The organism is Streptomyces sp. NPDC021356, from assembly GCF_040641015.1.
Lineage (GTDB): Bacteria > Actinomycetota > Actinomycetes > Streptomycetales > Streptomycetaceae > Streptomyces.
This window is the reverse complement of the sequence record NZ_JBFACU010000008.1, coordinates 285,092-310,644: the sequence shown is the minus strand read 5'-3', so window position 1 is coordinate 310,644 and position 25,553 is coordinate 285,092. Positions and strand designations below refer to the sequence as shown.

At 72.6% G+C, this 25,553-nt stretch carries 23 protein-coding genes and 2 pseudogenes; 11 read left to right on the top strand and 14 right to left on the bottom strand.

Translation table 11 applies throughout. From position 1 onward, the window contains the following. Positions 1 to 103 precede the first annotated feature (103 nt). The gene (locus AB0G56_RS13805) at positions 104 to 301 is read left to right on the top strand and encodes an alpha/beta hydrolase fold domain-containing protein (protein WP_360968411.1); all 198 of its coding nucleotides are present in this window, start codon (positions 104 to 106) and stop codon (positions 299 to 301) included. A 4-nt stretch (positions 302 to 305) separates the two neighbouring features. Here the strand turns inward: AB0G56_RS13805 and AB0G56_RS13800 are convergent, their stop codons facing one another. Genes AB0G56_RS13800 through AB0G56_RS13780 form a run of 5 tightly spaced genes read right to left on the bottom strand, consistent with a single transcriptional unit; the run spans position 306 to position 7,410 of the window. After that, the gene (locus AB0G56_RS13800; RefSeq protein WP_360968366.1) at positions 306 to 1,970 is read right to left on the bottom strand and encodes a ricin-type beta-trefoil lectin domain protein; all 1,665 of its coding nucleotides are present in this window, start codon (positions 1,968 to 1,970) and stop codon (positions 306 to 308) included. A 57-nt stretch (positions 1,971 to 2,027) separates the two neighbouring features. Further along, on the bottom strand, positions 2,028 to 4,118 hold the full coding sequence (locus tag AB0G56_RS13795; RefSeq protein ID WP_360968364.1) for a sugar-binding domain-containing protein: 2,091 nt from the start codon (positions 4,116 to 4,118) through the stop codon (positions 2,028 to 2,030). Positions 4,119 to 4,175: 57 nt separating this feature from the next. Then, positions 4,176 to 5,117, bottom strand: a complete 942-nt coding sequence (locus AB0G56_RS13790; protein ID WP_360968361.1) for a carbohydrate ABC transporter permease — start codon at positions 5,115 to 5,117, stop codon at positions 4,176 to 4,178. 2 nt (positions 5,118 to 5,119) lie between these two features. Next, complete coding sequence (locus AB0G56_RS13785) at positions 5,120 to 6,052, bottom strand: sugar ABC transporter permease (RefSeq protein ID WP_360968358.1); 933 nt, start codon at positions 6,050 to 6,052, stop codon at positions 5,120 to 5,122. Continuing rightward, complete coding sequence (locus AB0G56_RS13780) at positions 6,049 to 7,410, bottom strand: extracellular solute-binding protein (protein WP_360968355.1); 1,362 nt, start codon at positions 7,408 to 7,410, stop codon at positions 6,049 to 6,051. The genes AB0G56_RS13785 and AB0G56_RS13780 overlap by 4 nt, the downstream gene beginning before the upstream one ends. A 276-nt stretch (positions 7,411 to 7,686) precedes the next feature. Between AB0G56_RS13780 and AB0G56_RS13775 the strand changes: the two genes are divergently transcribed. Then, the gene (locus AB0G56_RS13775; protein WP_360968408.1) at positions 7,687 to 8,712 is read left to right on the top strand and encodes a LacI family DNA-binding transcriptional regulator; all 1,026 of its coding nucleotides are present in this window, start codon (positions 7,687 to 7,689) and stop codon (positions 8,710 to 8,712) included. 21 nt (positions 8,713 to 8,733) lie between these two features. Here the strand turns inward: AB0G56_RS13775 and AB0G56_RS13770 are convergent, their stop codons facing one another. The 4 genes from AB0G56_RS13770 to AB0G56_RS13755 form a co-directional block, all read right to left on the bottom strand. Further along, positions 8,734 to 9,282, bottom strand: coding sequence for a hypothetical protein (locus AB0G56_RS13770; protein WP_360968352.1), 549 nt, complete (start codon positions 9,280 to 9,282; stop codon positions 8,734 to 8,736). Positions 9,283 to 9,346: 64 nt separating this feature from the next. Then, the gene (locus AB0G56_RS13765) at positions 9,347 to 10,528 is read right to left on the bottom strand and encodes a DUF2306 domain-containing protein (RefSeq protein ID WP_360968349.1); all 1,182 of its coding nucleotides are present in this window, start codon (positions 10,526 to 10,528) and stop codon (positions 9,347 to 9,349) included. 137 nt (positions 10,529 to 10,665) lie between these two features. Then, positions 10,666 to 11,208 (bottom strand): PadR family transcriptional regulator, encoded by a 543-nt coding sequence (locus tag AB0G56_RS13760; RefSeq protein ID WP_360968347.1) that lies wholly within the window; start codon positions 11,206 to 11,208, stop codon positions 10,666 to 10,668. Positions 11,209 to 11,333: 125 nt separating this feature from the next. Further along, the gene (locus AB0G56_RS13755; RefSeq protein WP_360968344.1) at positions 11,334 to 11,903 is read right to left on the bottom strand and encodes a TetR family transcriptional regulator; all 570 of its coding nucleotides are present in this window, start codon (positions 11,901 to 11,903) and stop codon (positions 11,334 to 11,336) included. Between the two features lie 37 nt (positions 11,904 to 11,940). Between AB0G56_RS13755 and AB0G56_RS13750 the strand changes: the two genes are divergently transcribed. From AB0G56_RS13750 to AB0G56_RS13720, 7 genes and pseudogenes are all read left to right on the top strand, one after another. Next, positions 11,941 to 13,188 carry an epoxide hydrolase family protein gene (locus tag AB0G56_RS13750; protein ID WP_360968342.1) on the top strand — a complete coding sequence of 416 codons (1,248 nt, stop codon included), beginning with the start codon at positions 11,941 to 11,943 and terminating at the stop codon, positions 13,186 to 13,188. A gap of 97 nt (positions 13,189 to 13,285) precedes the next feature. Beyond that, positions 13,286 to 13,843, top strand: coding sequence for an MOSC domain-containing protein (locus AB0G56_RS13745; RefSeq protein WP_360968339.1), 558 nt, complete (start codon positions 13,286 to 13,288; stop codon positions 13,841 to 13,843). A gap of 130 nt (positions 13,844 to 13,973) precedes the next feature. Continuing rightward, positions 13,974 to 14,786, top strand: a complete 813-nt coding sequence (locus tag AB0G56_RS13740) for an isocitrate lyase/phosphoenolpyruvate mutase family protein (protein ID WP_360968336.1) — start codon at positions 13,974 to 13,976, stop codon at positions 14,784 to 14,786. A gap of 183 nt (positions 14,787 to 14,969) precedes the next feature. Further along, positions 14,970 to 15,914, top strand: coding sequence for an amidohydrolase family protein (locus AB0G56_RS13735; protein WP_360968333.1), 945 nt, complete (start codon positions 14,970 to 14,972; stop codon positions 15,912 to 15,914). A gap of 298 nt (positions 15,915 to 16,212) precedes the next feature. After that, positions 16,213 to 16,623: pseudogene (locus tag AB0G56_RS13730) on the top strand (phosphotransferase); the annotation flags it as partial. A 62-nt stretch (positions 16,624 to 16,685) separates the two neighbouring features. Further along, on the top strand, positions 16,686 to 17,210 hold the full coding sequence (locus AB0G56_RS13725) for a MarR family transcriptional regulator (protein WP_360968330.1): 525 nt from the start codon (positions 16,686 to 16,688) through the stop codon (positions 17,208 to 17,210). A gap of 106 nt (positions 17,211 to 17,316) precedes the next feature. After that, positions 17,317 to 18,216, top strand: coding sequence for a LysR family transcriptional regulator (locus AB0G56_RS13720; RefSeq protein ID WP_360968328.1), 900 nt, complete (start codon positions 17,317 to 17,319; stop codon positions 18,214 to 18,216). Between the two features lie 134 nt (positions 18,217 to 18,350). Here AB0G56_RS13720 and AB0G56_RS13715 read toward each other — a convergent pair whose 3' ends face one another. The 4 genes and pseudogenes from AB0G56_RS13715 to AB0G56_RS13700 form a co-directional block, all read right to left on the bottom strand. Beyond that, entirely contained in the window at positions 18,351 to 19,127 is a 777-nt protein-coding gene (locus AB0G56_RS13715; RefSeq protein WP_360968326.1) for an SDR family oxidoreductase, read from the bottom strand. A 447-nt stretch (positions 19,128 to 19,574) separates the two neighbouring features. Then, positions 19,575 to 19,928: a beta/gamma crystallin domain-containing protein gene (locus AB0G56_RS13710; RefSeq protein ID WP_360968324.1), complete on the bottom strand. Its 354-nt coding sequence runs from the start codon at positions 19,926 to 19,928 to the stop codon at positions 19,575 to 19,577. A 257-nt stretch (positions 19,929 to 20,185) separates the two neighbouring features. Further along, positions 20,186 to 20,466 (bottom strand): annotated as a pseudogene (locus tag AB0G56_RS13705) (ATP-binding cassette domain-containing protein); the annotation flags it as partial. 143 nt (positions 20,467 to 20,609) lie between these two features. Next, on the bottom strand, positions 20,610 to 21,605 hold the full coding sequence (locus AB0G56_RS13700) for an MBL fold metallo-hydrolase (RefSeq protein WP_360968321.1): 996 nt from the start codon (positions 21,603 to 21,605) through the stop codon (positions 20,610 to 20,612). Between the two features lie 349 nt (positions 21,606 to 21,954). Between AB0G56_RS13700 and AB0G56_RS13695 the strand changes: the two genes are divergently transcribed. Beyond that, positions 21,955 to 22,842 (top strand): AraC family transcriptional regulator, encoded by an 888-nt coding sequence (locus AB0G56_RS13695; RefSeq protein ID WP_360968318.1) that lies wholly within the window; start codon positions 21,955 to 21,957, stop codon positions 22,840 to 22,842. Positions 22,843 to 23,028: 186 nt separating this feature from the next. Then, the gene (locus tag AB0G56_RS13690; protein WP_360968316.1) at positions 23,029 to 24,843 is read left to right on the top strand and encodes a VCBS repeat-containing protein; all 1,815 of its coding nucleotides are present in this window, start codon (positions 23,029 to 23,031) and stop codon (positions 24,841 to 24,843) included. 139 nt (positions 24,844 to 24,982) lie between these two features. Here the strand turns inward: AB0G56_RS13690 and AB0G56_RS13685 are convergent, their stop codons facing one another. Then, complete coding sequence (locus tag AB0G56_RS13685; protein WP_360968406.1) at positions 24,983 to 25,516, bottom strand: MarR family transcriptional regulator; 534 nt, start codon at positions 25,514 to 25,516, stop codon at positions 24,983 to 24,985. Positions 25,517 to 25,553: the final 37 nt, after the last annotated feature.

The window sequence follows — 25,553 nt, the reverse complement described above, 5'->3', positions numbered from 1 at the left end:
CGGATCAACGTGCTGTTCGCGATGCTCCGCGACGGCACCTTCTACGAACCCAGAACCCCACGCCTCGCTTGACGAAAGACATAGAGGCACCCCCCCCGCCGTCATCGCCACCGCCGAACTCGACCCCCTGCGCGACCAGGGCGACCACTACGCCCGCGCACTGGCCGGCGCCGGCGTGCCGGTCCGGCACCTCCCCGTCGAGGGCGCCGTCCACGGATTCCTCTCCTTCACCGGATCCGTGCGACTCTCCCGGGACGTGCTGAACCAGCTCGCCGACGCCCTGGCCGCGGCCTTCGAGTGACCTGTTACGCAGGCAGGTTCCACTTCTGGGTGCCGAGCCCGTTGCAGTCGTAGATCTGCAGCTTCGTGCCGTTGGCCGTGGCGCCGGACGGGATGTCCAGGCAGCGGCCGGACTGCGGGTTCAGCAGCGAGCCGTCGGGCTGGTGGCGCCACTGCTGGCCGCCGACCCCTGGCGCGCAGTCCCACAGCTGCACCTTGCTGAAGTTGGCCGTGGCGTTGGCGTCGATGTCCAGGCACTTGCCGAACGCGCGCAGGGTGCCGTCCGGGGCGACGGACCAGCGCTGGCCGGTGGCCGTGTTGCAGTCCCACAGCTGGGCGGCCTTGCCGTTGCCGTTGGTGTTGGTGTCGACGTCGAGGCACTTGCCCGCCGTCCACGGCGTCGTGACCCGGCCGACCGGGCCGCCGAGCGCACCGGTCCCGAAACGGACCTGGCACTGGTTGCCGGTGCCGAGCCAGGTGGCACTGAGGTACAGGAAGGACGTGCCGTCGGCGCCCGGGACGATCGGTGAGCTGTAGCCCGGGCAGGAGGGCTCACCACTGTTGTAGCCGCCGGTCGGCGCGGTCAGCACCGGGGCCTCGACCTCGGTCCACTCCCCCTTGCCCAGGCCGGTGTTGGCGAACACCACGGTGCCCGACTCGGCCATCACGGCCTTGTTCCCGGTGGGCCCGGTGACGACGCGCTGCCCGGACAGGAGCAGGGTGCCCTGCGGTCCGCCGCCCGGGGTCCAGGCCAGGTAGGGGGTGTGCAGCAGTTGCCGTCCGTCGGCGGTCTGCACCAGGGTTCCCGGGTTGTCGGCGGGCGCCCAGTTCAGGCCGTCGGGGCTGGTCTTGGTGTACACCTCGCAGGCGTGGTCGGCGTCGGTGGCGTCCCGGCACATCTCGTACGCCATCATGTACGTCCCGTTCGGCAGCGGGACGACGACGGACATGCCGGGCCGGGCGAGGTTGTCGGCGGGGAAGGCGACGTCCTGGGTGAGGGCGCCGCTCCAGGTGTGTCCGCCGTCGGTGGAGGTGTAGTGCCCGATGACCTGGTTGTTGGTGGGGCTGTTCGCGGGCCGCTCGTCGGAGATGAAGCAGGCCAGCGTGTTGTTCGGGGCGAGCAGGAACCAGGGCTCCCAGATGCCGTGCCCGATGGTGTTCGGCAGGCCGCTGGTGCGGGTGCAGTCGGACAGGTACTGCCAGCTCTGCCCGTGATCGGTGCTCTTGAAGACCTCGATCTTCTGCGTGGTGTAGTCGCCGGCCTTCCAGGCGGTGCCGGCGGCGAGCAGGTCGCCCTGGTTCAGGCCGTTCGCGGTGCGCGGTACCTCGTACAGGACGGGCGCCTCGATGTCCCATCCGGCGGTGTGCGAGGTGATCGTGGAGATGGGTGCGGCGCTCCAGGTGCGGCCGCCGTCGGTGCTGCGGTGGATCGGCAGCACGTTGACGGCGCCCTGCTTGCGCTGGGCGTAGGTGGCCAGCATGGTCCGGCCGGACGAGCCGTCGTGGTCGAGGCGGACGGCGCGCGGGTAGCTGTCGTCGCCCTGCGGGTGTGCCGCCAGGTCGGGGGAGGCCAGTATCTGGCCGGCGGGGGCGGCCGAGGCGGGCTGCGCCCACAGGGACAGCAGTGCCACGAGCAGGGCGAGGACGCCGAGCAGGGCGGGTGATCTGCGTCCGGGTGACTGCGTACGCACGGATCGACTCCTTTCGGGGGTGACGGATGGTGTCGGGTGGTGCTGGATGGTGCCGGGTCAGCCGTCCGTTCTGGCGGCCGGGTCGTCGCCGATGTGCGGCTCGGTGCGGATGTCCACGTCGACGGCGGTGCGGGCGGCCACGGTGCCGTCCACGACCAGCGCCAGGTGCAGACGGCCGCTGGTCCAGCCCTCGGGCAGGACGGCGGGCACGGTCACGGGTGCGCCGAGGACGTACGGTTTCGCCTCCGCGCGGCAGCCGGGGACGGCGCCGCCCGGGTCCTGGGGGGCCGGCGCGTACACCGGGGTCCAGGCGGTGTGCACGGCGCCCTCGACCGGGTCGCCGCCGTGGTGCGAGACGCGCAGGTCCACCGTGAAGTCGGGCGCGGGGGTGAGCAGGTCGCGGCCAGGGGCGACCGGTGTGACGTCCAGGACGAGCGTGGTCGGCGCGTTGACGTGCGCCGGGTCGACGCCGGCCAGGTCCTTGGCGGCGCGCTGGAAGTCCCACAGGCCCGCGCTCTCGTGCTCGATGTCGTACAGCTCCGTGTAGACGTAGCCCGCGAGCCGGTCGTGGCGGCGCAGTTCCTGGGTCTGCCAGCGCAGGTGCCAGGCGCGCTCCAGGCCGGTGAAGCCGCCGCCGTACTCGCTGTTGAGGTTGGGCAGGCCGCGCAGCGGCTGGGTGGGGACGGCGAGTTTCTTGTGGACGACGTAGTCGGGGCCGAGCTTGACGGGGAAGTCGTCGCGCGCGCCGGAGAGCAGGTCGGCGACGGTGGTGGCCCAGGAGGCGGCGCTCTCGTCGTAGTAGTGCCAGTCCAGCAGGTCCGTCTTGACGTGGGTCCAGCCTGAGTTGTCGACGACCGGCCGGGTGGGGTCGAGGGCCTTGATCCGGTCGTAGGCCTCGGCCGTGGCCCGCTGCTTGGCCGCGTCGCCGGGGATGTCCCAGTCCAGGCCCCACTCCTCGTTGTACAGGCCCCAGATGACGATGGCGGGGCTGTTGCCGTCGCGTTCGACCATCGGCTCGATCTGTTCGGCGAACGCGGTGACGGAGGCCGGTGAGAAGTGTCCGGGCGAGGCGGGTTCGGCCCACAGGAGCATGCCGAGCGTGTCGGCGTGGTGGACGAAGCGGGGGTCCTCCAGCTTGAGGTGCTTGCGTACGAGGTTGTAGCCGGCCTCGGCGGCGAGTTCGAGGTCGCGGCGCAGTGCCGTGTCGTCGGGGGCGGTGATGCCGGTGTGCGGCCAGTAGCCCTGGTCGAGGACGCCGCGCACGAACAGCCTGCGCCCGTTGAGGTACAGGGTCTCGCCGTCGACGGTGATGGTGCGCAGACCGGTGTAGGAGGCGACCCGGTCGGTGCCGTCGGCGGAGGTCAGCTCGGCGTCGACGTGGTAGAGGTGCGGGTCCTCGGGCGACCACAGGCGGGGGGCGGCGAGCGGGAGTTCGGCGCGCAGCCGCCCGTCGGGGCCGGCGGTGGCGGTGACGGCGGTGGCCTCGCCGCGCACGCGCAGCTCCAGCGACGCGCCGCCGGCGGCCGGGCCGTCTACGGCGGCCTCGACGTCGATGCCGGTCAGGTCGTGGTTGGGGCGCAGCCGCAGGGAGGCGAGGTGGGTGGCGGGGCGGGCCTCCAGCCAGACGCTCTGCCAGATGCCGGAGGACGGGGTGAAGCAGACGCCGTCGTAGTCGGTGCGCGGCATGCTGCGCTGCTTGCCGTGGGCGATGTCCCGCTTGTCGGCGGGCGCGTGGACGCGCACGGTGAGCAGCTGCTCCCCGTCGGTGAGGGCGTCGCTCACGTCGGCGGAGAAGGGGGTGTAGCCGCCCACGTGGTGGGCGACCTCGGTGCCGTTCACCCAGACCGTGGCCTCGTGGTGGACGGCGCCGAAGTGCAGGACGACGCGCTGCCCGGCCCAGTCGGCCGGCACGGTGAACGTGCGCCGGTACCAGGCGGCCCGCAGCCAGTGCGCCGCGATGCCCGAGGCGGCGGACTCCCAGGCGAAGGGGACGGTGATCCGCTGGTCGTAGCCGTCACCCGAGTCGGCGCCGTGCCGCCCGTCGGGGTCGGCGCGGAAGTCCCAGGTGCCGTTGAGGCCGAGCCAGGCGTGGGAGCGGTCGAAGTGCGGGCGGGGGTACTCGGGACGGGGGATGCCGGGGGTGGGCATGGGGTGGGTGTGCTCCGATCGGTGCGCGGGGGCGGGGGGCGGTGGGCGAGGAGGCGGTCAGCCCTTGACGCTGCCCGCGAGGATCCCGTTGATGAAATGGCGTTGCAGCAGGACGAACACCACGAGCACGGGCAGCATCGCGATGCTGCCGGCGGCGAGGAGTTCGCCCCAGACGGTCGCGAAGTCGGCGCCGACGCGGTTGCCGGTGACGTTCTGCGCGAGGGTGGACAGGACGACCTGGAGGGTCTGGTGCCGCTCGTCGTTGACGGCTACGACGGGCCAGACGAAGTCGTTGTAGATGTTCATGGCGGTCAGCACGCCGAGGGCGGCGATGCCGGGCCGGATGACGGGCGCCACGATCCTGGTGAAGATGCGGAACTCGCTCGCGCCGTCGACACGTCCGGCGTCCAGGAGTTCGTCGGGGACCGCGGCGATGGTCTGCCGCATCCAGAAGATGCTGAAGGCGTCGATGCTGCCGGGCAGGATGAGCGCCTGGTAGGTGTTGACCCAGCCGAGCTGGCTCATCTCCAGGAGCAGCGGGATGATCAGCACCAGCGTCGGCAGCATCAGGGTGAGCATCAGGACGCCGAAGAGCAGGTCCTTGCCCGGGAAGCGGTACTTGGCGAAGGCGTAGCCGGCCAGCGGGCAGAAGAACATCGTCATGGCGCCCTTGACGGCCACGACCAGCACGGTGTTGAGGAATCCGGTGCCGATGGGCACGTCGGCGAACATGGCCCGGTAGTTGTCGAGGGTCAGGGAGCCGAGGGAGAAGTGCAGCGGGTCGCTGACGATCTCGGCCGGCGGCTTCAGCGAGGAGCTGACGGCCCAGAAGATGGGGTAGACGAACACCACGGCCAGGACGCCGAGGACGACGTACTGGAAGGCGCTGGGCCGGGGCCGGGAAAGGCTCTTGCGCGGCTCGCCCCCGGCGCCGTCGCCGTTCTTGCCGCTCGCGCGTTCGCCGGTCCGCCCGGTCGCGGTCACTGTCTGGCTGGTCATGGTCACTCGTCCCGGGAGCGCAGGAGACGCACGGACACCAGGGACAGGGCGAACACCAGCAGCACCAGCAGGAAGGAGTTCGCGGCGCCGGTCCCGAGGTCGGACGTCGTGATGTGGTTGTAGAGGTACAGGCCGCCGGTCGTGGTCGAGCCGTACGGGCCGCCCTGGGTGACGACGTGGGGCTCGGCGAACATCTGGAACACGGCCAGGGTCTGCACCACGACGAGGAAGGCGATGCTGCGCCGTACCAGGGGCAGGGTCAGCGACCAGAACTGGCGGATGCGGGAGGCGCCGTCGAGGGCGGCGGCCTCGTACACGTCGGAGGGCACGGCCTGGAGTCCGGCGAGCAGGATGATGATCGCGAAGCCGGTGGTCTTCCACAGGAACAGCAGGGCGAGCGTCGGTTTGGCCCAGGCGGTGGACTGCAGCCAGTCGATGTCAGGCAGGCCCACCAGGCCCAGCAGGTGGTTGACCAGGCCGTAGTCCTTGTCGAAGGCCACGATCCAGACCTGGGCCATCGCCACCAGCGGGGTGACGAACGGCGCGATGAACGCGACCCTGAACATGCCGCGCAGCCGCAGTCTGGCGTTGGCCAGCAGCACCGCGGCGGCCAGGCCGCCGACGATCTGCACGGGCACGATCAGCAGCCACATCACCGCGCTGTTGCCCAGGGAGGACCAGAACTCCTCGCTGGTGAGCAGGTAGGTGTAGTTCTCCAGCCCGATGAAGCGCGCCGCGCCCGCGCCCTTCCAGTCGGTGAAGCTCAGCTGGAGGGCGAAGACGAGCGGGTAGAGGCCGAAGGCGGCGAAGACGACGTAGAACGGTGCGACGAACAGGTAGGGCGCCAGGAAGGGCCTGCGGCGGGTGCGGCCGGGGCGCGGCGGCGCCGTGGCCCGCCGCTCCCGGCGGGCCGGCGTGAGGAGCGTGGGTGTCATGCGCGGTCCACCAGGTTGCGCTGGATCTTCTTCGTGGAGTCGTCGATGACGTCGTCGGGCGTCATCTTCCCTTCCATCAGCCGCTGGAGGTTGTCGCCGAGGTAGTCGACCGACTTGTTCCACCAGGCCGGGATCGGTGCCGCGGCCGGCACGGACGCGGCGGCGTCCACGGCGACCTTCCACAGGTCCTGGCCACCGAGCGCGGCCACGGGCTTGATCAGCGGCTTGTCGGGCCGCAGGGCGGGTGTGTAGCTGGGTACGGAGGTGGTCAGTCCGCCGGGGTAGATGTCGCTGGGGCCGTAGACCGCGCTGTAGCCGGGCTCCTTGAAGCACAGGAACTCATACAGCAGCCAGGCCAATTCGGGGTTCTTGGCCTTGGCCGGGATGATGAAGCTGCTGCCGCCCATGGCGCCGCTGCGCGCGCCGCCCGGAGTCCAGGCCGGCAGGGGCGCGGCCCGCCACTTGCCCTTGGTCTTCTTCAGCAGCTGCTGCGGCGCGAAGGACCACCACACCGCCCAGGGGACCAGGGCCTGCTGGCCGTTCTCCAGGGCGGCGAGGTCGGCCTGCTTGAGGTATTCGGCGTGGGTGACCAGGTCGTCGTCGACGGCGTCCCTGATCCAGTTGAGGATGGTGCGGTACTCCTTGGAGTCGAGGCGCACCTTGCCGTGCGCGTCGGCGAGGCTGGTGCCCTGCTGGCCCGCGAGCATCTCCAGCCACAGCTGTCCGAGGAAGGGGTCCTTCTCCATGTGCAGCGGGCGGGCGGCGGGGTTCTTCTCCCTGAGCGAGCGGGCCGCGTTCAGCAGGTCGGCGTAGGTCTTCAGGCCAGCGGGGTCGACGCCCGCGGCCTCCAGCAGGTCCTCGCGGTACCAGAGCAGGCCGGGGTCGAGGTCCCACGGCACGCCGTAGATGCGGCCGTCGACGGTGTTGACGGAGAGTTTGTACGCCGAGGTCTTGTCGCGGTAGGGGGCGATCAGGTCCGTCAGGTCGTACAGGTGCTCGGCCTGGCTGCCGATCTTGGCGTCGTCCCAGAAGCTGCCGTCCGGCAGGTCGGTGCCGCTGATCAGCGTGTTGGCGAGCTTGTTGTCGATGTCGACGGCCTGGTGGTTCACCTTGACGTTCGGGTACGCCTTGCGGAAGGCGTCGATGGCCGTGTCGAAGACCTTGAAGAGGTCGCCCGAGCGGTTCCAGATGGTGATCTCGCCCTTGGCCGAGGCGCCGGGCGTACCGGTGAGTTTGCGCGGTGCGGACGCCGAGGAGCCGGGGGCGCAGGCCGCGAGGGGGCCTGCGGCGACGGCGAGTGCGCCGGCACCGAGGGCGCCGCGCAGGACGCTGCGGCGCGGGACGGACGGTCTGGACATGTGTCGGCTCCTGGTGTCGGAAGTGCGGGAACGCGGTCGCGGGGGGCCGGCCGGGCCGGGACGCGTACGCGGCGGACCCGAACGCGCGCAGGCGTCATCGGCACGGCAGCCCGCGGTCGCCGCCAACTGCTCTGCAACGATGCAGAGATGATGCTGCGCATCTTGCAACGATGCAATACCTGAGTAACATCAACCTGCGTCAGCGGTGGTCCGCACCGGTGCCGACCAGCGATACTGCCGAGGGAAGAGCCCGTGAGGGCTGTGAGGGGGAACTGGATGGCCGGCTCCACGCTCCGCGACGTCGCCCGACGCGCCGGGGTCTCGATCCGCACCGTGTCCAACGTGGTCAACGGCTCGGTGCCCGTCTCCGACGAACTGCGCACACGGGTGCAGGCGGCGCTGGACGAACTCGACTACCGGCCGAACCTGGTGGCCCGCAACCTGCGCCGGGGCCGGAGCGGGATGATCGCCCTCGTCGTACCGGAACTCGACGTGCCGTACTTCGCCGAGCTGGCCCGGGAGGTCATCACCGCCGCCCGCGCCCACGGGTACGTCGTCATGCTCGACCAGACCGACGGCGACGGACAGCGCGAACGGGAGCTGCTGGGCCGGGAGTCGCGCGCCACGATGTTCGACGGTGTGCTGCTGAGCCCGCTGACCATCTCGGCGGAGGAACTGCGCAGCCGCACAAACCGGGTGCCCATGGTCCTGCTCGGCGAGCACATCTTCAACGGCAGCTTCCACCATGTCGCGATCGACAACATCGCCGCGGCCCGGGAGGCGACGGAGCACCTGCTCGGTCTCGGCCGGCGGCGCGTGGCGGCCATCGGCGACCAGCCCTACAGCACCGGCGAGACGGCCCAGTTGCGTACGATCGGGTACCGCCAGGCGCTGGAGCGGGCCGGGCTCGCCGTCGACGAGGAGCTGATCGTCCCCACCCAGCGCTTCCACCGCCACCTCGGCGCGCAGGCCGTGGAACGTCTGCTCGCCCTGCCCGAGCCGCCCGACGCGGTCTTCTGCTACAACGACCTGCTGGCCATCGGGGCGATGAACGCCCTGACGCGCGCGGGCGTACGAGTGCCCGACGACATCGCCGTCGTCGGGGTCGACGGCATCCAGGAGGGCCGCTACAGCTCGCCCTCCCTGACCACCGTCGCCCCGGACAAGACCGAGATCGCCCGCAGTGCCGTCGGCACGCTGCTGGGCCTCATCGACGGTTCGGCCCCGCCGCCCGCCGACACGAGGGCGCCGCACCGGCTGCTGGTGCGGGAGAGCACGGTCGGGGCGGACGCGGGGAGTTGAGCGCGCGCCCCGGCCACCGGGTCATCGTTCGCGTACCAGTTGGTAGGTGTCGTCCGCGAGGTGCAGCCGGTCCTTGTGGTCCACGTGGCAGTCGAGGCGTTCGGGGAGGCTGCGCAGGTAGGCGACGGCGGCGCCGGTCAGGCGGAGCCGGCCCTTGCCGAGGTGGGTGACGCCGCCGGGCTCGTCGAGGTTGGCGAGCCAGACGGCCTGGTCCCGGTCCACCGTGGCGGTGTAGGTCGTGGCGACGCCCGACGCGTCTTCCAGGTCGGCCATGATGTCCCCGTAGTGGGCGTGGTCGAGGACGGCACGCAGGGCGTCCTCGACGCCGGGCAGCCCCGCGGCCACCTGCTCGGTGCCGAAGGGACTGTCGGGGCGCACCCGGGCGAACGCGAGCCACGCCACCCCTCCGGCCACCGACGTGACGTGCCCCACCGGGAACCCGCCCGGGTGCCCGTCGTCCACGCACACGTACACGATCTCCCCTGTGCGGTCGGTCCGTTCCGTCTTGAGGAAGAGCTTCCGTCGCTTCAGCAGCTTGCGGACGGAGCCGTCGATGGCGTCCGGGTTCATGTGCGCTCCTCGAGAGGGACGTTTCGGGTTCGGGATCAGGCGGGTTCGGGATCAGGCCTTCGGGTCACGCCGTGGGAGAAGGGGCACGGGAGCCGGGGTGCGCGGCGGGGACGGTGGTGGTCCTGCGGCGGACGGCGCGGGCGCGCAGGAGGCGGAGGGCCACCACCGAGGTCGCCGCGGTGGCGAGCACACCGCAGCCGATGGAGACGCCGGCGGTCAGCGCGGTGGCCCGGTCGAGACGCAGGGTGTGCTCGAACGCGGGGGCCGCGCCGGCTGACAGCACCGGGGCCAGGCACAGGGCCGTCAGGTGCAGCCGCCACTCCTCCCGGGCCCAGGCACGCCCCTGCCGCCCCGCACGCCGGGCGCCGGCGGCCATGACGGCGTAGGAGACGGCGTAGGGCAGCAGGTACGCCGTCAGCAGTCGCCGGCCGGCCGCTCCGGAGCCGAGGTAGAGGTGCACGATCCAGGTCAGGGCGGCCGCGCCCGCCACATGGGCCGCCGCCAGCACCGGCGGCGGCGCCCAGGATCCGCTCATCCCCGTGATCGTCCTGCGCCGGTCCCGGCCGCGCGAGGCGACGAGCGCGCCGAACACGGCCACCGACCCCAGGTGCGTGAGGGCCACCTGGTTGATCTCGGCCATGGAGAGTCCCGGCAGCAGCCGGGGCAGGCCCGCCCACTCCAGTCTCAGCAGGGGCGCGGTCAGCAGGAACGCGTAGCACAGCATCATCCACCGCTGGTGCAGGTCGGGGAAGCCGCGGACGGCGGCCAGGATGCCGCAGGTGACGCTCGCCACGGTGCCCACCAGCAGGGTGGCCAGCACGATCCAGAAGGCCGCCCCGCTGAAGGCGTCCGCGGGAGCGGTACGCGCCAGGTAGAGGCCCGCGCCCGCCATCGAGGCGTACACCGTGACCGCGAAGGCCACGCCGAGCGCGCGGTGCAGACGTGGGCGCCGCCGCGCCGCGGTCAGCAGTTGCGCGGGTCCGAGGAGCATGAGCAGGCCGCCGAGTACCGAGTGCAGGATCATCGGCAGCAGGGTGTGCCGGTAGGGCGCGATCCGGCCGGCCAGGGCCTCGGTGGCGTAGCGGGGCGAGACGGCGCGGGACAGCAGCCATTCGCCGAACGCCGGGGCGCCGGGGCGCGCGTAGGGCCACAGCCCCGTCATCGCGACCGGCGCGTAGGCGACGCAGACGACCGCCACCGTGATCGCGGCGCCACGACGCCAGTTCCTGCTCGTCGGACGACGCACGGCGACCTCCTCCTGGTGGCCGCGCCGGTGACAGCGACACGGCCGGCGCGCCCGTCACTCGCCGGCGCCCCATAGTCCAACCTGGACTATGGAGACGGTAGAGCGGACCGCTGCCGGGGTCAACGGTCCGTCTCGGATCAGGAGTCGCCGGCGGCCGGGGCGCGGAGGTCCTCCCGGCTGCGCACCCACGTCCAGAAGTCGAGCATCATCTGTTCGTACCGGATGCCGAACTCCAGCGCCTCGCGCTGCCCCGGGGTCAACAACTCGCCCACTTCCTCGGCGAGTTCGGCGTACGAGCGCAGGGTGCCGCGATGCGCTTCCAGCTGCGCCGGGGCCAGCACCTGCGGCCGTCCCCCGAACCACAGCTTGAGGATGCCGCGCTCCCTGGCCTCCACCGGTACGAACTCCGGGTCACCGAGCCACGCGCGCAGGGCGGTCCGGCCCTGCTCGGTCAGCGCCAGGACCCTTCGGTTGCGCCCGCTCTCCTGCCGTACCTGCGCCAGCAGCCCCGCCGCCAGCAGCCGTTCGCACTGCGCGTACACCTGGGCGTGCGGCACCGACCAGAACGGCGCCACCGTCGCGGCCGCCTCCACCTTCACGTCATAGGCACTGGCCTCGCCGAGTTTGTCGATGATCCCGAGGACGAGGTAGGAGGAGGTCGTCAACCGCACGTCAGCCATGGGGCGACGCTACCGCCCCCGGTCGCGGCGGCGGAGGCGGGAGTCCGGGGAAGGGGGCGTACGCCCCACGCCGCTCGACCGGCGTGCATGGCCGGCGACGGACTCGTCCTTCCTGCCGCCGCGGGTCACCCGTCGGCGAGGCGCTGGATGGTGGTGCTCAGCCAGGCCTCGAGTTCGGCGGGGTCGCCGAGTTCGTCCCGCAGGACCCGGCGGCGGGTGGAGACGCCGAGCACGAAGGCGTCGATCGCCGCGGCCCGGCTGCGGGCGTCCGCGTCGTCGAGGCCGCTGTCGCGCAGGTAGCGGTGGAGCGGCTCCAGCGAGTTCGTGTCGAGGAAGGAGGCCAGCGCCTCCGCCGCCTCCGGGCGTTCGCCGGACGCCCGTTGCAGCACGAGCAGCGGATCCTCGCCGGCCTCGCCCGGGGCGCCGAACCAGCGCCGCACGATGCTCGCCGCCAGGCGCGCGCCCAGCGTGGACCGGTCACCGTCGAAGGAGTCGGCGACCGGGATCTCCACCTGGGTCGCCGCCAGGAACAGCCCGTCCTTGCCGCCGAAATAGCGCGTGATGAGGTTCGGCGACACCCCGGCGGCGTCGGCCACGCCCTTGACCGTGGTCGCCGCGTACCCCTGCTGGGCGAGCCGGCGTTGCGCGTGCTCCAGGATCCGCCGCCTGGTGGCGGCCGCGTTGCGAGTGGTCATGTGTACGAGCATACACATTATGTGTACGCTGATACACATGACGGGCGGAACGAGGGGCGACGAGGCGATGGACGAGAAGGCACTGGGCGCCGAGACGACGAGCGGCGAGGCGATGTCCGACGGGGCGACGGACGACGGGGCAGGAGTCGCCGAGACGGAGGGCGGCAAGACGGAGAGCGGCAAGACGGGGAGCTGCAAGGTGGAGGGCGACAAGGTGGGGAGCGGCGAGGAATCGGCCCGTGACCTGCGGGAACGGCTCCGGCGGACGCGGCGTGTCGCGACCCCGTGGAAGGACGACGGGGCGCGCGGCATCCGCGGCACCCACCTCGACGAACTGCTCGAACTCTGGGCGGACGGATACGACTGGGCCGTGCACGAGCGCCGCATCGGCGCGCTCCCCTGGGAGACCGTGCCGGCGGGCGGCACCGAGCTGCGGGTGATCCACCAGCGGTCCGCGGATCCCGGCGCCCCGGTCGTCGTCCTCCTGCACGGCTGGCCGGACTCGGTGCTGCGGTTCGAGCGCGTCCTGCCGTTGCTCGCGGACCTGAACGTGGTGGTCCCCGCGCTGCCGGGCTTCCCGTTCGCGGCCCCGCTGACCGAGCCCGGCATGTCGGCCGACCGGATCGCCGGGATCGTCGCGGAGGCCCTCGCCGCGCTCGGGTACGCGCGGTACACGGTCTCCGGCGGTGACGTGGGCGGCACCGTCGCCGAACTCCTCGCGGCCCGGCACCCGGACCGGGTGGCCGCCCTGCACCTCACGAACGTCGCCCCGCAGCGTGCGCTCACGGCGGACCCGGCCCGGCTCGCGCCCGACGCGGTGGCCTACCTCGGCCGGGCGGCGCGGTGGTTCCGGGCCGAGGGCGGGTACATCGCGGAGCAGTCGACGCGGCCGAACACGCTCGCCGTCGCCCTCGGTGACTCACCCGCCGGCCTCGCGGCGTGGATCGTCGAGAAACTCAAGTCCTGGTCCGACGAGGCGGCCTTCACCCCGGACGAGCTCCTCACCTGGGTCAGCGCGTACTGGGTCACCGGCACGATCGGCACCTCCTTCGCCACCTATGCCGAACCGGTCACCCTCCCGCACCGGATCGACACGCCGACCGTGTTCTCCGTGTTCCCGCGCGACACCAAACCGGAGCCGCGGAGTTACGCCGAGGCGTTCCTGAACGTCCGCGACTACGTGGTACACGGGGCCGGCGGCCACTTCGCGGCCTGGGAACAGCCCGGGGCCTACGCCGACGACGTACGTCGTGCCGTCAAATTCGGTGGACCGCAAGGGACTTGACGCGCGTGCGGCCTGCCCCGTCGGCGCCGTGAGTGCGCGGAGCAGCCCATCGGCTAGGGTCGTGGCTGATCGACGTCACCGAAGAGGGGATCGGGAGATGAGCGGGACCACGCCGAGCGGGACGGTGGCCGCGGTCAGCAGCAACGGCGAGTACTCCTTCACCAAGCCGAACCGGGGCAGCATCACACTGCTCGCGGGGCTCGGTGTGGACGGTGACGTCCACGCCGGTGTGACGGTCAAGCACCGCTCACGAATGGCGCAGGACCCCACCCGGCCGAACCTGCGCCAGGTCCACCTGATCCACGAGGAACTCTTCGCCGACGTCAGCGCGGAGGGGTTCGAGGTGACGCCCGGCGACCTCGGCGAGAACATCACCACCCGGGGCATCGACCTGCTCGGACTGCCGGTCGGCACGTTGCTGCGGGTGGGGGTCGACGCGGTGCTGGAGGTGACCGGCCTGCGCAACCCCTGCCTGCAGATCGACGCCTTCCAGGACGGGCTGCTGAAGCAGGTCGTCGGCCGCGACGAGGCCGGGAACATCGTGCGCAGGGCCGGAATCATGAGCATCGTGAAGGCGGGCGGCGTGGTGCGCCCCGGCGATCCGATCGAGGCGGAGCTTCCCAGCGGGCCGCACCGGCCCCTGGACCGGGTCTGATCTCCTCGCGGCGGCCGGGGGTCCCGGTTGTGTCCGCGCCGTTCGCCCGCGAGGATTGCGATGTCGCCGTCCGCTCACGCCGCGGCCGGGGCCCGGCCCCGGCCCGTACGACCGAAGGGGTTGCGCCGACGTGTCGTCGTTCCATGAGCTGCACCGCGCCGGCGAGGTGCCGTTCCTCCTCCCCAACGCGTGGGACGTCGGATCGGCTCTCGCCTTCGTCGAGGCGGGTTTCCCCGCGCTCGGCACCACCAGTTTCGGGATCGCCGCCGCGGCCGGCAGTCCGGACGGCCGGCACGCGACACGTGAGGCGACACGTGATCTCGTCGCCCGGCTGCGCGCGCTGCCGGTCCACGTGTCCGCCGACATCGAGGACGGTTACGCCGAGGACCCCGAGCAGGTGGCGGCCTACGCGGCGGGCCTCGGAGCGGCCGGTGTCAACATCGAGGACAGCACCGCCGACCGCCTCGTGCCCGCCGACGTGCTGGCGGCCAAGGTGGCCGCGGTCAAGCGACGGGCGCCGGGGCTGTTCGTCAATGCCCGGGTGGACACCTACTGGGTGGGTGAGGACGCCACCGTCGAAGCCACCCTCGCCCGGGCCCGCGCCTACGTGGCGGCCGGCGCCGACGGCATCTTCGTGCCGGGTGCCACCGACCCCGGCGACGTGCGCGCGTTCACCTCGCAGCTCCCGGTCCCGGTGAACGTGCTCGCCGTCCCGGGTGTCCCGCTCGAGGAGCTGGGCCGGCTCGGCGTCCGGCGGGTCAGCACCGGTTCCCTGCCGTACCGGGCGGCGGTCGAGGCGGCCGTGGCCGTCGCGGAGGCGGTCCGCGACGGGGAGCAGGTCCCGGCGGCGACCCCGTACCGGGACGCCCAGCGGCGCCTGTTGGCGTACGAGGCGCGCCTCGGCGGCGCTGGTACCGCGCCGCCGGCCGGCCCTGTCGCCTGACGGCTCGTCAACACCGACCCGTAACGCCGGGCAGGCGCCCGTGCGCCGCCGCGGGCCGCCCCCCGAGACCTGCCCGCGCGCCCGCCGACGGGACGACGAGACCACCGGGTTGCCCCACCCCTGCCCCTACTGTTAGCTTACTAAGGAAGTAATTAGCTCGCTAACCTTTAGAAGGCTAGGATCATGGACGCTCCCGCCCGTATCGACGTCCACCAGCACATCGTTCCGCCGGTCTGGGCCGACGCCCTCGCCGCACGCGGCCTGGACTCCGGCGGCTGGGCCATCCCGGCCTGGAGCCCGCGCAGCGCGATCGCGATGATGGACCAGCAGGGCATCGCCACCGGCATCCTGTCCGTCACCGCGCCCGGCGTGCACCTCGGCAGCGACGGTGCCGCCCGCGACCTCGCCCGCGCCGTCAACGAGTACGGCGCCGAGGTGGTCAAGGACAACCCCGACCGCTTCGGCCACTTCGCCGGCATCCCGCTGCCCGACATCGACGCCGCGGTGGCCGAAGCGGTGCACGCACTGGACACCCTGCACGCCGACGGCGTCGCCCTCATGTCCAACACGCACGGCCGCTATCTCGGCGACCCCGGCTTCGAGCCGCTGTGGGCCGAGCTCGACCGCCGCGCGGCGAACGTCTTCGTCCACCCCGCCCAGCCGCCGATGGCCCTGCTGCCCGGCACCCCCGCCCCGCTCGCCGACTACGTCTTCGACACCACCAGGACCGCCCTCGATCTGGTGCTCAACGGTGTCATGAGCCGCTACCCGAACGTGCGCGTGATCCTCTCCCACGGCGGTGGCTTCCTCCCCTACGCCGCCTACCGCTTCTCCGGCCTGACCTCCACCGTCGTGGACCCCGACCGCACGGCCGAAGACATCCTGCGCGACCTGAGGCGCTTCTACTTCGACACCGCCCTGTCCGCCAGCCCCAGCGCGCTGCCCGCCCTGCTCGCCTTCGCCGAACCCGGCCACATCCTCTACGGCAGCGACTGGCCCTTCGCCCCGCAGGCCGCCGGCACCTACTACAACAGCTACCTGGGGACGTACCCGGATTTCGCGCCCGGGCAGGCGGAGGCCGTCAACCGTGACAGCGCCGAGTTCCTTTTCCCCCGCCTCGCCCGCTGACTCCCGGCCCGTCACACACGCACGCGGGGCACGGGCGGCACCACCACCGGGTCCACACCGCCCGGACCCGGCCGCGCACCTTGGCCCCGCACCCGCCTCCCGCGACCCGGGACCCGAAGCCGGGGCCCGACGGCCGCACCACGCCCGTGCTGCGCCGTCACTCCCCTCTCCGGCGGTTTCCGCCGCCTCCGCCAGGGCCCTGGCCTGCCGTCCCGACGCTGCGACCGTTCCGTCACGGACCGGCCGTTGACGTCGCCCGGAAACCCACAGGCCACCCCTCCCCCTACCGTTGCCGCGCATGACAGCCACCGAGACAGCCGGTGAGAAGGACATCACGGAGGAGTTGATCCGGGCTCCGCTGCGCGAGCAGCACCCCGACCTGGCGGACCGCCCCCTGAAGCTCGGAGCGCTCGGCTGGGACAATCAAGTGTGGCGGCTCGGTGACGACCTCGCCGTCCGCTTGCCGTGGGCGACGCGGTCCGCGGACGCGCTGCTGCGCAAGGAGCACGCCTGGCTGCCCCACCTCGCCCCGCGTCTTCCGCTGCCCGCCCCCGTCCCGCAGCGCCTCGGTGAGCCCTCCGAACGGTTCCCCCGGCCCTGGCTCGTCACCACCTGGGTCCCGGGCGAGCCCGCCGACCGCGCCCCCGCGACGCGGCCCGCGGAGGCGGCCACCGCCCTGGCAGCCTTCCCGACCGCTCTTCACCGCCCACGCCGCACTGCGCCACCTCACGGGCACGGCACGGCCAGCAGTCGTTTAGTAAGCTAACAGTCATGAAGGAGACACACGCGTCCGAGACTCGTGGCGCCCCCCGGCCGCGCGTCGAGCCCGGGGTCGAGGATCTGGCGCAGGCTGCCGATCGGCTCTTCTACGCCATGCGCCGCTCGCGGGCCGCCACGGTGGGGCGGTCCGGGGGTGGGTTGTCCATGTCGCAGCTGGCTCTGCTCACCGCGCTGGGTGCGGACGGCCGGGGCGAGGGGCTGCCGGTCAGCCGGCTCGCCGCCCACGCCGAGGTGAGTGTTCCCACCGCCACCCGTATGCTCCAGCAGCTGGAGGGCAGGAACGTGGTCACCCGGCGGCGTGCTCCGCACGACGAGCGCCAGGTCCTCGTGCGGCTCACCGAGGAAGGAGCGGAACGCCTCGCCGCCATGCAGAGCGAGCTGCGCGCACGCCAGTACGCCGCCCTGTCGCACTTCGCGCCGCGGGAACGGCGGGAACTCGCCGCGCAGTTGCGCCGTCTCGCCGGCGTCATCGACGAGGCCGTTCCCGGGGCGGGCGGGCCGGCGGGCGAGGGCTGACCAGCCGGGGCCCGGCGGAACGGGGTCCGGACGACGGCAGCGGGCCAGGGGGCTCCCCCGCGTCTCGCCTACCATCACGAACGATGAACGAGAGGGGGCGGGGCCGATGAGCCTGCGTCAGTTCGAGTACGCCCTGGCCGTTGCCGCGGAGGGTTCGGTGACGGCGGCGGCCGAGGTGCTGCATGTCGCCCAGCCGTCGGTGTCCCAGCAGATCCGCGGCCTGGAGCGGGAACTCGGCGTGGAACTGTTCGCCAGGACTCCGACCGGGCTGGTGCCCACCGCGGTCGGCCGCGCGTTCCTGCGGGAGGCCGAGGCCGCGGTGAGCGCGGCACGCAGGGCTCGGGCGACGGCCCGGGCCGGCGCCGAGGAGCTGGTCGGCGAGCTGGTCGTCGCGGTGCAGATGGGCTTCGGCACCCGCCAGCTGCCGGTCGCGCTGGACGCGCTGCGCCGCCGTTACCCGCGGCTGGAGGTCACCGTCTTCGAGGAGCCCAGCTCCGCCGAGCTGGACCGGCTGTGCCGCCGGGGCGTCCTGGACCTCACCCTGATGGCGGCGTGCGAGCAGAGCCCCGCCGACGCCCACCACCTGGGCGACGAGGAGTTCGCCGTGGTGCTGGGCGCCGGGCACCGTCAACTCGACGCCGAACGGGTCGAGTTGCGTGAGCTGGAGGGCGAGCCGTGGGTGCGGTTCGACCGTGACAGCGCGCTGGACGGCGTACTGCTGAACGTGCTGCGGGAGAACGGCCTGACGCCGGCCACGGCCGCCCGGGTGTCCCAGACGGCCACGGCCGTGCGCTGGGCCGCTCACGGGCTGGGGGTGACGCTCGTCCCGGCCTCCGCGGTGCCCGACGGTCACGAGCACCTCGTCCGCCCGGTGTTCCCGGTCGTGTCCCAGCCCGTCATCGCCGTGCTCCGGCGCGGTGCGGGCCCGGCGGAGACGGCCCTGCTCGAACTCCTGCGTCAGCAGAACTGGTCGTCCGGCTCGGCTTCCGTCTCATCGGTTTCCTGACGGCGCACGGCGCACCGGGAAGGAAAATGAGGCGGGGCCGTCTGCATTCTTCCCGTCAAACCGGAACCGGAACCGGAAATAGGAATAGGAATGGGAATGGGATTCGCGATCGGCGTCGTCGGGTTCCGTCGGCGTCAGCCCCTCGGGAATTCACCGCCGTCCACGATGACGTTGCTCCCGGTCAGCCAGCTCGCCCGGTCGGACACGAGGAACAGCACCGCCTCGGCGATGTCCTCGGGTCGGCCGTCGCGCCCTAGCGGGGTCGTGTCGTCGGCGTTGACCTGGGCCGGGCCCCCGGCAAGGCGCGCCCACTCCTCCCGCGTCGCTTCGCCGCCGGGAGTTGCGACCCGGCCGGGCGAGACGGTGTTGACCCGGATCCCGAACGGCGCCAGCTCCAGGGCCAGGCCCTTGCTGTAGTTCTCCAGCGCCGCTTTCGCCGCCGTGTAGTGCAGGAACGGCCCGATGGGGGTGAGCACCGCGGCAGAGGAGACGTGCACGATCCTCCCCGAACGCCGTTCCCGCATTTCCGGTGCCAGCAGCGCGTCCAGACGCACCGCCGCGAGGTAGTTCAGTTCCAGCGCATCCTGCCACTCCTCGTCGGGGATGGCCGAGGCGTCCTGGTGGGGTCGCGCGCCGCCCGCGTTGTGGACCAGGATGTCCACCCCGCCGAGCGCCTCCCGCGCCGCCGCGGCGAGCGCCTCCGCTCCCGCCCGTGTCCGTACGTCGGCCTCCACGAAGGCGGCCCCGTCCGGCACCGCGCTCGTCGCCGACCTGGCGGTCGTGAGCACCTCGGCGCCCGCGTCCAGCAGCCGGCGTACGACGGCCGCTCCGATGCCGCGAGAACCACCTGTGACCAGGGCCCGCTTTCCCGCGAGTTCCCGCGTTGCCGGTTCGTTCTCGATCGTGGTCATGCCACTGTTCCTCTCGGTCGTGCGATCGTGCGATCGTGCTCGGTCATTCGTTCACCCGCTCGACGGAATGAAGAATTGCGTGCGCAGGTGCGTATGCACGGACGTACGCGCGGAAGGGCGCAGAGCTTGAATATCCGGGATTTGCCTTTGGGGATATCGCGCTGAGCACCTTGTCGGGCGGTTTCACGGTAGGGCCGGGAAACGACGAGAGGCAAAGACGTAATGCGAGCAGGGGCCATAGGGGTTTCCTATGGGCTCGGCCGTTGCAGACGCTCACGAGGGCGATGCCGGCTGCCGGGAGTCGCCGGTGCCGGGTCACGTCCCCGGAAGGAGACGTGACCCGGCGGGCCCCACCGGTCGGCCGGGGGCGGCCGGAGCGCAGGGCCGCCGGCCCGCCGGGCCGTTGGAGCGCCGGGGCAGCGCCCTCGTCGGCCGACCGTCAGGCGGTCACAGGATCTGGATGGCGGCGACCCTCGGCGGGCGGTTCGGGAAGGTGATGTCGTGCCAGCGTTCGATCTTCACCGAGTCGCCGTTGACGTCGTAGTAGATCAGGTCGTTGTTGCCCGTGGAGATCCGGTCGACCCACCATCCGCCGAAGTCGGTCCGTCCGGCGTTCGCGTAGCAGTCAACGCTGTCGCGGCCGTCGAGGTGCGACCAGATCTTCAGGAAGTTCTCGCCGCCCACGCACTGGACGTGGTCGATGGCGAAGGCGGTACCGCTCGGCACGCTGACGGTGAACGCGGCTGCGGCGGCGAGCGCCACGGCCACGGAACCGAGGGCCCTCTTGCTTTTCGAGATCACGGATTCTCCTCGCGTCGGAAATGCTGCGCGCCGACGCTCCCACAGCGGAACGATTCGCCGCCTAGAAGAATTTGATGCGTGATCGCGTTCTTTGTCCGAGAAGGCGCGTTTGGTCGATGTGTGGCGCGCCCGGGCTGGGCCGACCCGGCTCAGCGGTTCGGCGAGGTGACGTGAACGGAAGTCCCCATTGTGAGTTGTCCACCGTGATCACGTTGACGGGACGCGGTGAGCGTGGCGCCGGGGCGGGGCGTCGGCGTCTCCGTACCGCCCAGGCGTACGGAGCCGGACGACGGCCGGTCGAGACCGGCGGCGCACTGGAGGAAGGTGGACTTGCCGGAGCCGGAGGGGCCGAGGGGCCCGTCACGGGGGTGAACGTGCCGCGTGGCAGGGCGAGATCGATACCCGCGAGGGCGTGCACGGCACCGGCGCCGCGACCGTACCGCCGCCGTACTCCGCGCAGTTCGACGGTGAGGGCGGGGGTGCCCTGCACCTCCGGCCGGTCGTCCGCCGCCTGCCGCTCGCCGCCGCGCAGCCTCATGGCCCGTCCTTTCACGATCCTTCCCAGCCGATGACTCGACGCTACGGATCGCGGCCCTCGCGGAACATGGTGGCTGCCGCCGGACCCGGGGCGGGGGTGTCCCGAGGGCGCCGATCACGGCGGCTCGCGCGGAGAACGGCCCGTCAGGGGCGGAGGAACGGCCGGCCGAGGTGGGCGGTCGCCAGGAGGTGCCCGTGGTCGCGGGCTTCGTCGAGGACGTTCTGACGGGTGCGGCGGGCCGTGGCCTGGTCGCTCTCCAGGCGGTACGCGACGCTCGGCGCGGCCAGTTGGACGGCGTGCACCAGGACATCACCGGTGATCATGATGCGTCCCCGGCCGCCGCCCTCGACGAGCACGGACTGGTGTCCGGCGGTGTGCCCGGGTGTCGGTACGGCGGTCAGTGAGGAGTGGCCGGGACCGCTCTGCACCCTGACCCGGCCGTCGATCAGGTGCAGCAGGCCGGCCCGGCGCAGCGGCTCGACCACGTAGGCCGTGGCGCTGTCGTCGGCGGCCAGGGCCTCGATCTCCGCCCGCTGCACGACATGGCGGGCGTTGGGGAAGAACGGGGTGCCGGTGGTGTCGACCGTCCAGCCGTAGTGGTCCTCGTGGAGGTGGGTCAGCACGACGGTGTCGACGTCGTCCCGCTCGATGCCGGCGAGCCGCAGGACCCTGGGCAGGTGGCCCGGCACCGGGGCCCAGCTCGCTGCCGGGCTGCCGACCGGGCCGATGCCGGTGTCGACCAGGGTGATCCGGCCGCCGGGCCTGCGGACGGCGTAGCAGCGGAAGTCGAGTTCCCATGTGTCGTCCGGGCCGAAGGCGGCGGGGTCGAGCCGCTGTGCCCGCGCCCAGTCGGAGTCGCCGGCGTCGGGGAACCAGTCCTGCCGCTTGCCGGGGAAGGTCCCGTGGGCGTCCCGCAGCGCCATCACCTCGTAGGGGCCCGCACAGCGGGAGACGATGCGGGCGGTGCCGGCGCCGCCGTGGGAGGCGGCCGCGGCGGGGGTGCCGCCCGTGCCGGCCCAGGCGGTGAGCGCGCCCATGCCCACGGTGGCGGCGCCCCGCAGGACGCTGCGGCGGCTCGGCGGGGCGTCCGTCGCCGGAACACCGGACGGAGCGGGGCGAACCGGGTGAACGGGATGCACGGGATGCACGGGATGAACGAGGTGAGCGGCACGGTGGTGGGTCATGGTCTCCCCCTGCGTCGTCGGTGGTGGCTGGTGTCCACCACCATGCGGGGGCCGGCACGCCGGGGCTTGTACTTTCGTGTCCACTTCGGGAAGGCCCCGGCAAGAGGTGCGACCAAGAGGTGCGACGAGACGCGCCTGAGGGTGCGCCGAGGGGCCGACAAGGCAGGAGGTCCCACAAGGGCCTTCAAGGAGGCCCTTGTGGGGGTTCGCAAGGGGCCCGCGTGGGAGGTTCGCAAGGGTGCCGGGGCCGGGGACCGGGATCCGCACCGGGTCCGACGCGGGCCCCGGCGCCTACGATGGGCGCATGGCCGACGACCGCAGGGTGTACCTGAGCGAGGACGACGTCCACCTCGCCGACGTGCGCTGCGGCAGCACGACACGCGGCTGGTCGCAGCCGCGGCCCGCTACCGTGTTCGGCCTGGTGCTGCTCAGGGACGGCGTGCTGCGCGGCCGGGTCGACGGCGTCGAGCACGTGCTGGACGCCGCCAGCGTGCTCGTCGAACGCATCGGCACGGAGCAGCAGTTCGCCCATCCGCAGGGGCCCGACACGTTCACCGAGATCGTCCTCTCCGAGCCCCGCGTCGCGGACCTGCTGGGCGGTGACCCCACGGTTCCGGAGGGTCTGGTCATGGTGACGCCGCAGCTGGCCCTCACCCACCGGATGCTGCTCTCGCGCGCCCGCCAGGGTGCTGACGACTTCGAACTCGGCGAGTACACGGCCCGGTTGGCGGCCGACGTCTTCGCCCGGCTCGCCCCGGCCCGCGTCGCCTGCGGCCGTCCCGCCTCCGCCGCCGCTCGCCGGCGCCTCGTCGACGACGCGCGGGCCGCGCTGGCCGCCGAACCCACCATCGGGCTGGAGGCGCTGGGCCGGGCCGTGGGCGCGTCCCCGCACCACCTGAGCCGGGTCTTCACGGCCGTCACCGGAACCACGCTCTCCGCCCATCGCGGCCGGCTGCGCCTCGCCCGCGTCCTGGACCGCCTCAGCGAGGGCGAACGTGATCTCGCGGGGCTTGCGCGCGAACTCGGTTACACCGACCAGTCCCACATGACCCGCGCCGTCCGCCGCGCGGCGGGGCTCCCTCCGGGCCGCCTGCGCGCCCTGCTGACGTCACCGGGACCGGCGGCCGGGACGAACGCGCGCGCCCTCGCGGACCTACGTCTCACCGCCGAAGGACGGGGCAGCGGTTCCTGATCCGCGGCGCCGGGCCGGGTGATCGCACCGGGACGCGCCCGACTCGTCGTGGAACCGTCCGCCGTCGCCGGGAGGCCGCCGCGGACCGCCACGGTTCCCGTACAACCCATTCACCCGCCCGGTGGTCGCACTCGCGGGGGGCGCACGTGGGGCGTCCCAGCCCGTTCGTGCAGGAGGAGACGTTACTTGCTGTCCCGACACACCGGCCGGCGCCGTCTTGGCACCGCCCTCGTCACTGTCCTGGCCGTCACTCTCGGCGCGGGCGCGCTGACCGCCGCCCCGGCGGGTGCGGCTCCGTCCTCCGCCGGGGCGGCGGGGGCGAGCGATCTGCTCCCGTCGGTGCCCGCCGCCCGGCTGGCATCCGCGGGTTCGCTCGGCTTCATCACGTACGTCCCGCACGACGAGGAGGAGGCGAAACTGCGGTGGACCCCGTACGCGGGCGGTGCCACGCGCGACACGCTCTACGACACGATCGACGGGCTCGCCGAGACCTCCGGGGACACGGTCGTCCTCACCACCGGCAACACGTACGGTACAAGGGTCCTGGACATGTCCACCGGCACCGAGTTCGGCATGCGGGAGATCGACGACGGTCTGGACACCTTCTACTCGGGCGTGGCGGGTTCGGCCCTCTTCATCCGCGGGGCCACGAAGCTGTGGCTGAAGACCAAGGACGCCGAACCCCGGCCCGTTCAGGGCATGCCGGAGGGGGCCTCCTACGACCGGGTGCGGCCGGGGGACGCCACGCACGGCCTGCTCAGCGTCCGGACGGCGCAGGGCGAGCAGCGCGCCGGCCTCATCGACCTGACCGACGCCACCCTCGCCTTCCCCTACCCGCAGCAGGCGCGGAACCCCGTGGTCTCCGGCAACCGCCTGGCCTGGGTCGAGGACGACACCGCCACGAACACCCTGCGTGTGGTCGTCCGCGACCGGACCACCGGCGCCGAGACAGCCGTTCCCGTGCCGGGGACCACGGCAGGCGCGGACCTGGAGATCGGGCTGCTCGGCGGCTGGGTGACCTACGGGACGACGGCCCTGCACATCAGCACCGGCGAGAAGGTCCGGTTCCTCGACCGCGCGGACATCTCGTCCGCCACCCCCGACGGCGCCGCGCGGATCGTCCAGGGCAGCAGCTCCGCCCAGGGCAGGGGCTTCTACCGCGTCTTGCTCGGCGCGGACGGCCGACCGGCCGTGCGGCTCCTCGCGCACGCCGGCACTCCCACCTCCGCCCTCCACGACTTCGACTACGACGGCCTCCCCGACCTGCTGGGCCGGGACGCCTCGGGAGTGTTGTGGCGGGACAGCGCCGAGGACGGGCGCCCGCGGGCGCGGATCGGCGGTGGCTGGCAGACCTACGACAAGATCGAGACCGTCGGGGACGTCGCGGAGCCGAGGATCCCCGGCTCCACGCCGGAGCTGATCGCCCGTGACATGGACGGGGTGCTCTGGCTCTACTCGGGCCAGGAGGACGGCAACTTCTCCCGGCGCGTGCGGGTCGGCCCGGGCTGGCAGACGTACGCGCACATCACCGGCGGCAGCGACCTCACCGGTGACGACCGCTCCGACGTGGTCGCCATCGACAAGAGCGGTATCGCCTGGCTCTACCGCGGCACCGGCAGCGTGGCCCGCCCCTTCCAGGCCCGCGAGCGCATCGGCCACGGCTGGGACGTCTACAACCAGCTCGTCGCCGTCGGAGACCTCGCCGGAGGGCCCGCCGGCGACCTCGTCGCCCGCGACCAGGACGGCGTCCTGTGGCTCTACCTCGGCAAGGGCGACGGCACCTACGCGCAGCGCACGCGCATAGGCGGTGGCTGGCAGGCGTACTCCCAGCTCGTCGGCGCCGGCGACGTCGACCATGACGGCAAGGCCGACCTCTTCGCCTACCAGCCGGGCACCAAGACCGTCTACCTGTACTCCGGCACCGGCGATCCCTCGCGCCCCTTCGAGGCCCGCACGGTCTCTGACGCCCACACCGGCAACGCGTACAACAACGTGAGCTGAACGCCGGAGAACGCCGTCGCTCCGGGCCCGGCACCTGCCGCGTCCGGAGCCGCGGCGAGGTCGGGAGCGGCGGTCGGGACCATGAGCGGCGCTCGGGGGCGCGGGCGGCGGCCGGGGGCGCGGGCGACGCGGTGCTCGCTCAGTCCACGTCGACCTCGGCATCGGCATCGGCATCGACGTCCACCGCCACGTCCACGTCCACGTCGCCGAAGAGCGCGTGCATCGCGCCGAGTACGCGCAGGCAGGCGTCGATGTCCGTCGTGGTCAGGTCGCCGTCCACGCGGCGCAGCAGCGCGAGTTCCCGGGCGCGTACGGCGCTGATCGCGGCCCGGCCCTCCGCGGTGAGCCGGATGAGCAACGAGCGGCGGTGGGCGGGGTTGGCCACGCTCTCCACCAGGCCGTGGCGCGCGGCGTCGTTCACCATGCGCTGCACGAACTGCCTGCTGAGCGCCTGCGCGCGTCCCATCTGCGGCACCGTCATCGGACCGTGGGCGCGCAGGAGGTCGAGCACCGCGCGCACGCCGACCGACAGGCCCTCGATCGGCGCCGTCTGCTCCACCTTCCGGTGGACCCGCCGGTAGAGCGGGCCGACCAGGTCGAAGACCTCCATGAGGCGTTCGGCCGGCGCGTCCTGGGGAGGCACGGGAGGCACATCCGCGCTCTCGCCCGCCATACTCTCGTCCGTCACCCCTCCATCATGACACCTCGGT

Coding starts and splice junctions, on each gene's coding strand:
- AB0G56_RS13775 (WP_360968408.1), top strand. CDS start 7,687: ATGGCCGGCTCCACGCTCCGCGACGTCGCCCGACGCGCCGGGGTCTCG.
- AB0G56_RS13780 (WP_360968355.1), bottom strand. CDS start 7,410: ATGTCCAGACCGTCCGTCCCGCGCCGCAGCGTCCTGCGCGGCGCCCTC.
- AB0G56_RS13725 (WP_360968330.1), top strand. CDS start 16,686: ATGAAGGAGACACACGCGTCCGAGACTCGTGGCGCCCCCCGGCCGCGC.
- AB0G56_RS13785 (WP_360968358.1), bottom strand. CDS start 6,052: ATGACACCCACGCTCCTCACGCCGGCCCGCCGGGAGCGGCGGGCCACG.
- AB0G56_RS13685 (WP_360968406.1), bottom strand. CDS start 25,516: ATGGCGGGCGAGAGCGCGGATGTGCCTCCCGTGCCTCCCCAGGACGCG.
- AB0G56_RS13695 (WP_360968318.1), top strand. CDS start 21,955: ATGGCCGACGACCGCAGGGTGTACCTGAGCGAGGACGACGTCCACCTC.
- AB0G56_RS13715 (WP_360968326.1), bottom strand. CDS start 19,127: ATGACCACGATCGAGAACGAACCGGCAACGCGGGAACTCGCGGGAAAG.
- AB0G56_RS13735 (WP_360968333.1), top strand. CDS start 14,970: ATGGACGCTCCCGCCCGTATCGACGTCCACCAGCACATCGTTCCGCCG.
- AB0G56_RS13795 (WP_360968364.1), bottom strand. CDS start 4,118: ATGCCCACCCCCGGCATCCCCCGTCCCGAGTACCCCCGCCCGCACTTC.
- AB0G56_RS13750 (WP_360968342.1), top strand. CDS start 11,941: ATGACGGGCGGAACGAGGGGCGACGAGGCGATGGACGAGAAGGCACTG.
- AB0G56_RS13755 (WP_360968344.1), bottom strand. CDS start 11,903: ATGACCACTCGCAACGCGGCCGCCACCAGGCGGCGGATCCTGGAGCAC.
- AB0G56_RS13760 (WP_360968347.1), bottom strand. CDS start 11,208: ATGGCTGACGTGCGGTTGACGACCTCCTCCTACCTCGTCCTCGGGATC.
- AB0G56_RS13790 (WP_360968361.1), bottom strand. CDS start 5,117: ATGACCAGCCAGACAGTGACCGCGACCGGGCGGACCGGCGAACGCGCG.
- AB0G56_RS13720 (WP_360968328.1), top strand. CDS start 17,317: ATGAGCCTGCGTCAGTTCGAGTACGCCCTGGCCGTTGCCGCGGAGGGT.
- AB0G56_RS13745 (WP_360968339.1), top strand. CDS start 13,286: ATGAGCGGGACCACGCCGAGCGGGACGGTGGCCGCGGTCAGCAGCAAC.
- AB0G56_RS13770 (WP_360968352.1), bottom strand. CDS start 9,282: ATGAACCCGGACGCCATCGACGGCTCCGTCCGCAAGCTGCTGAAGCGA.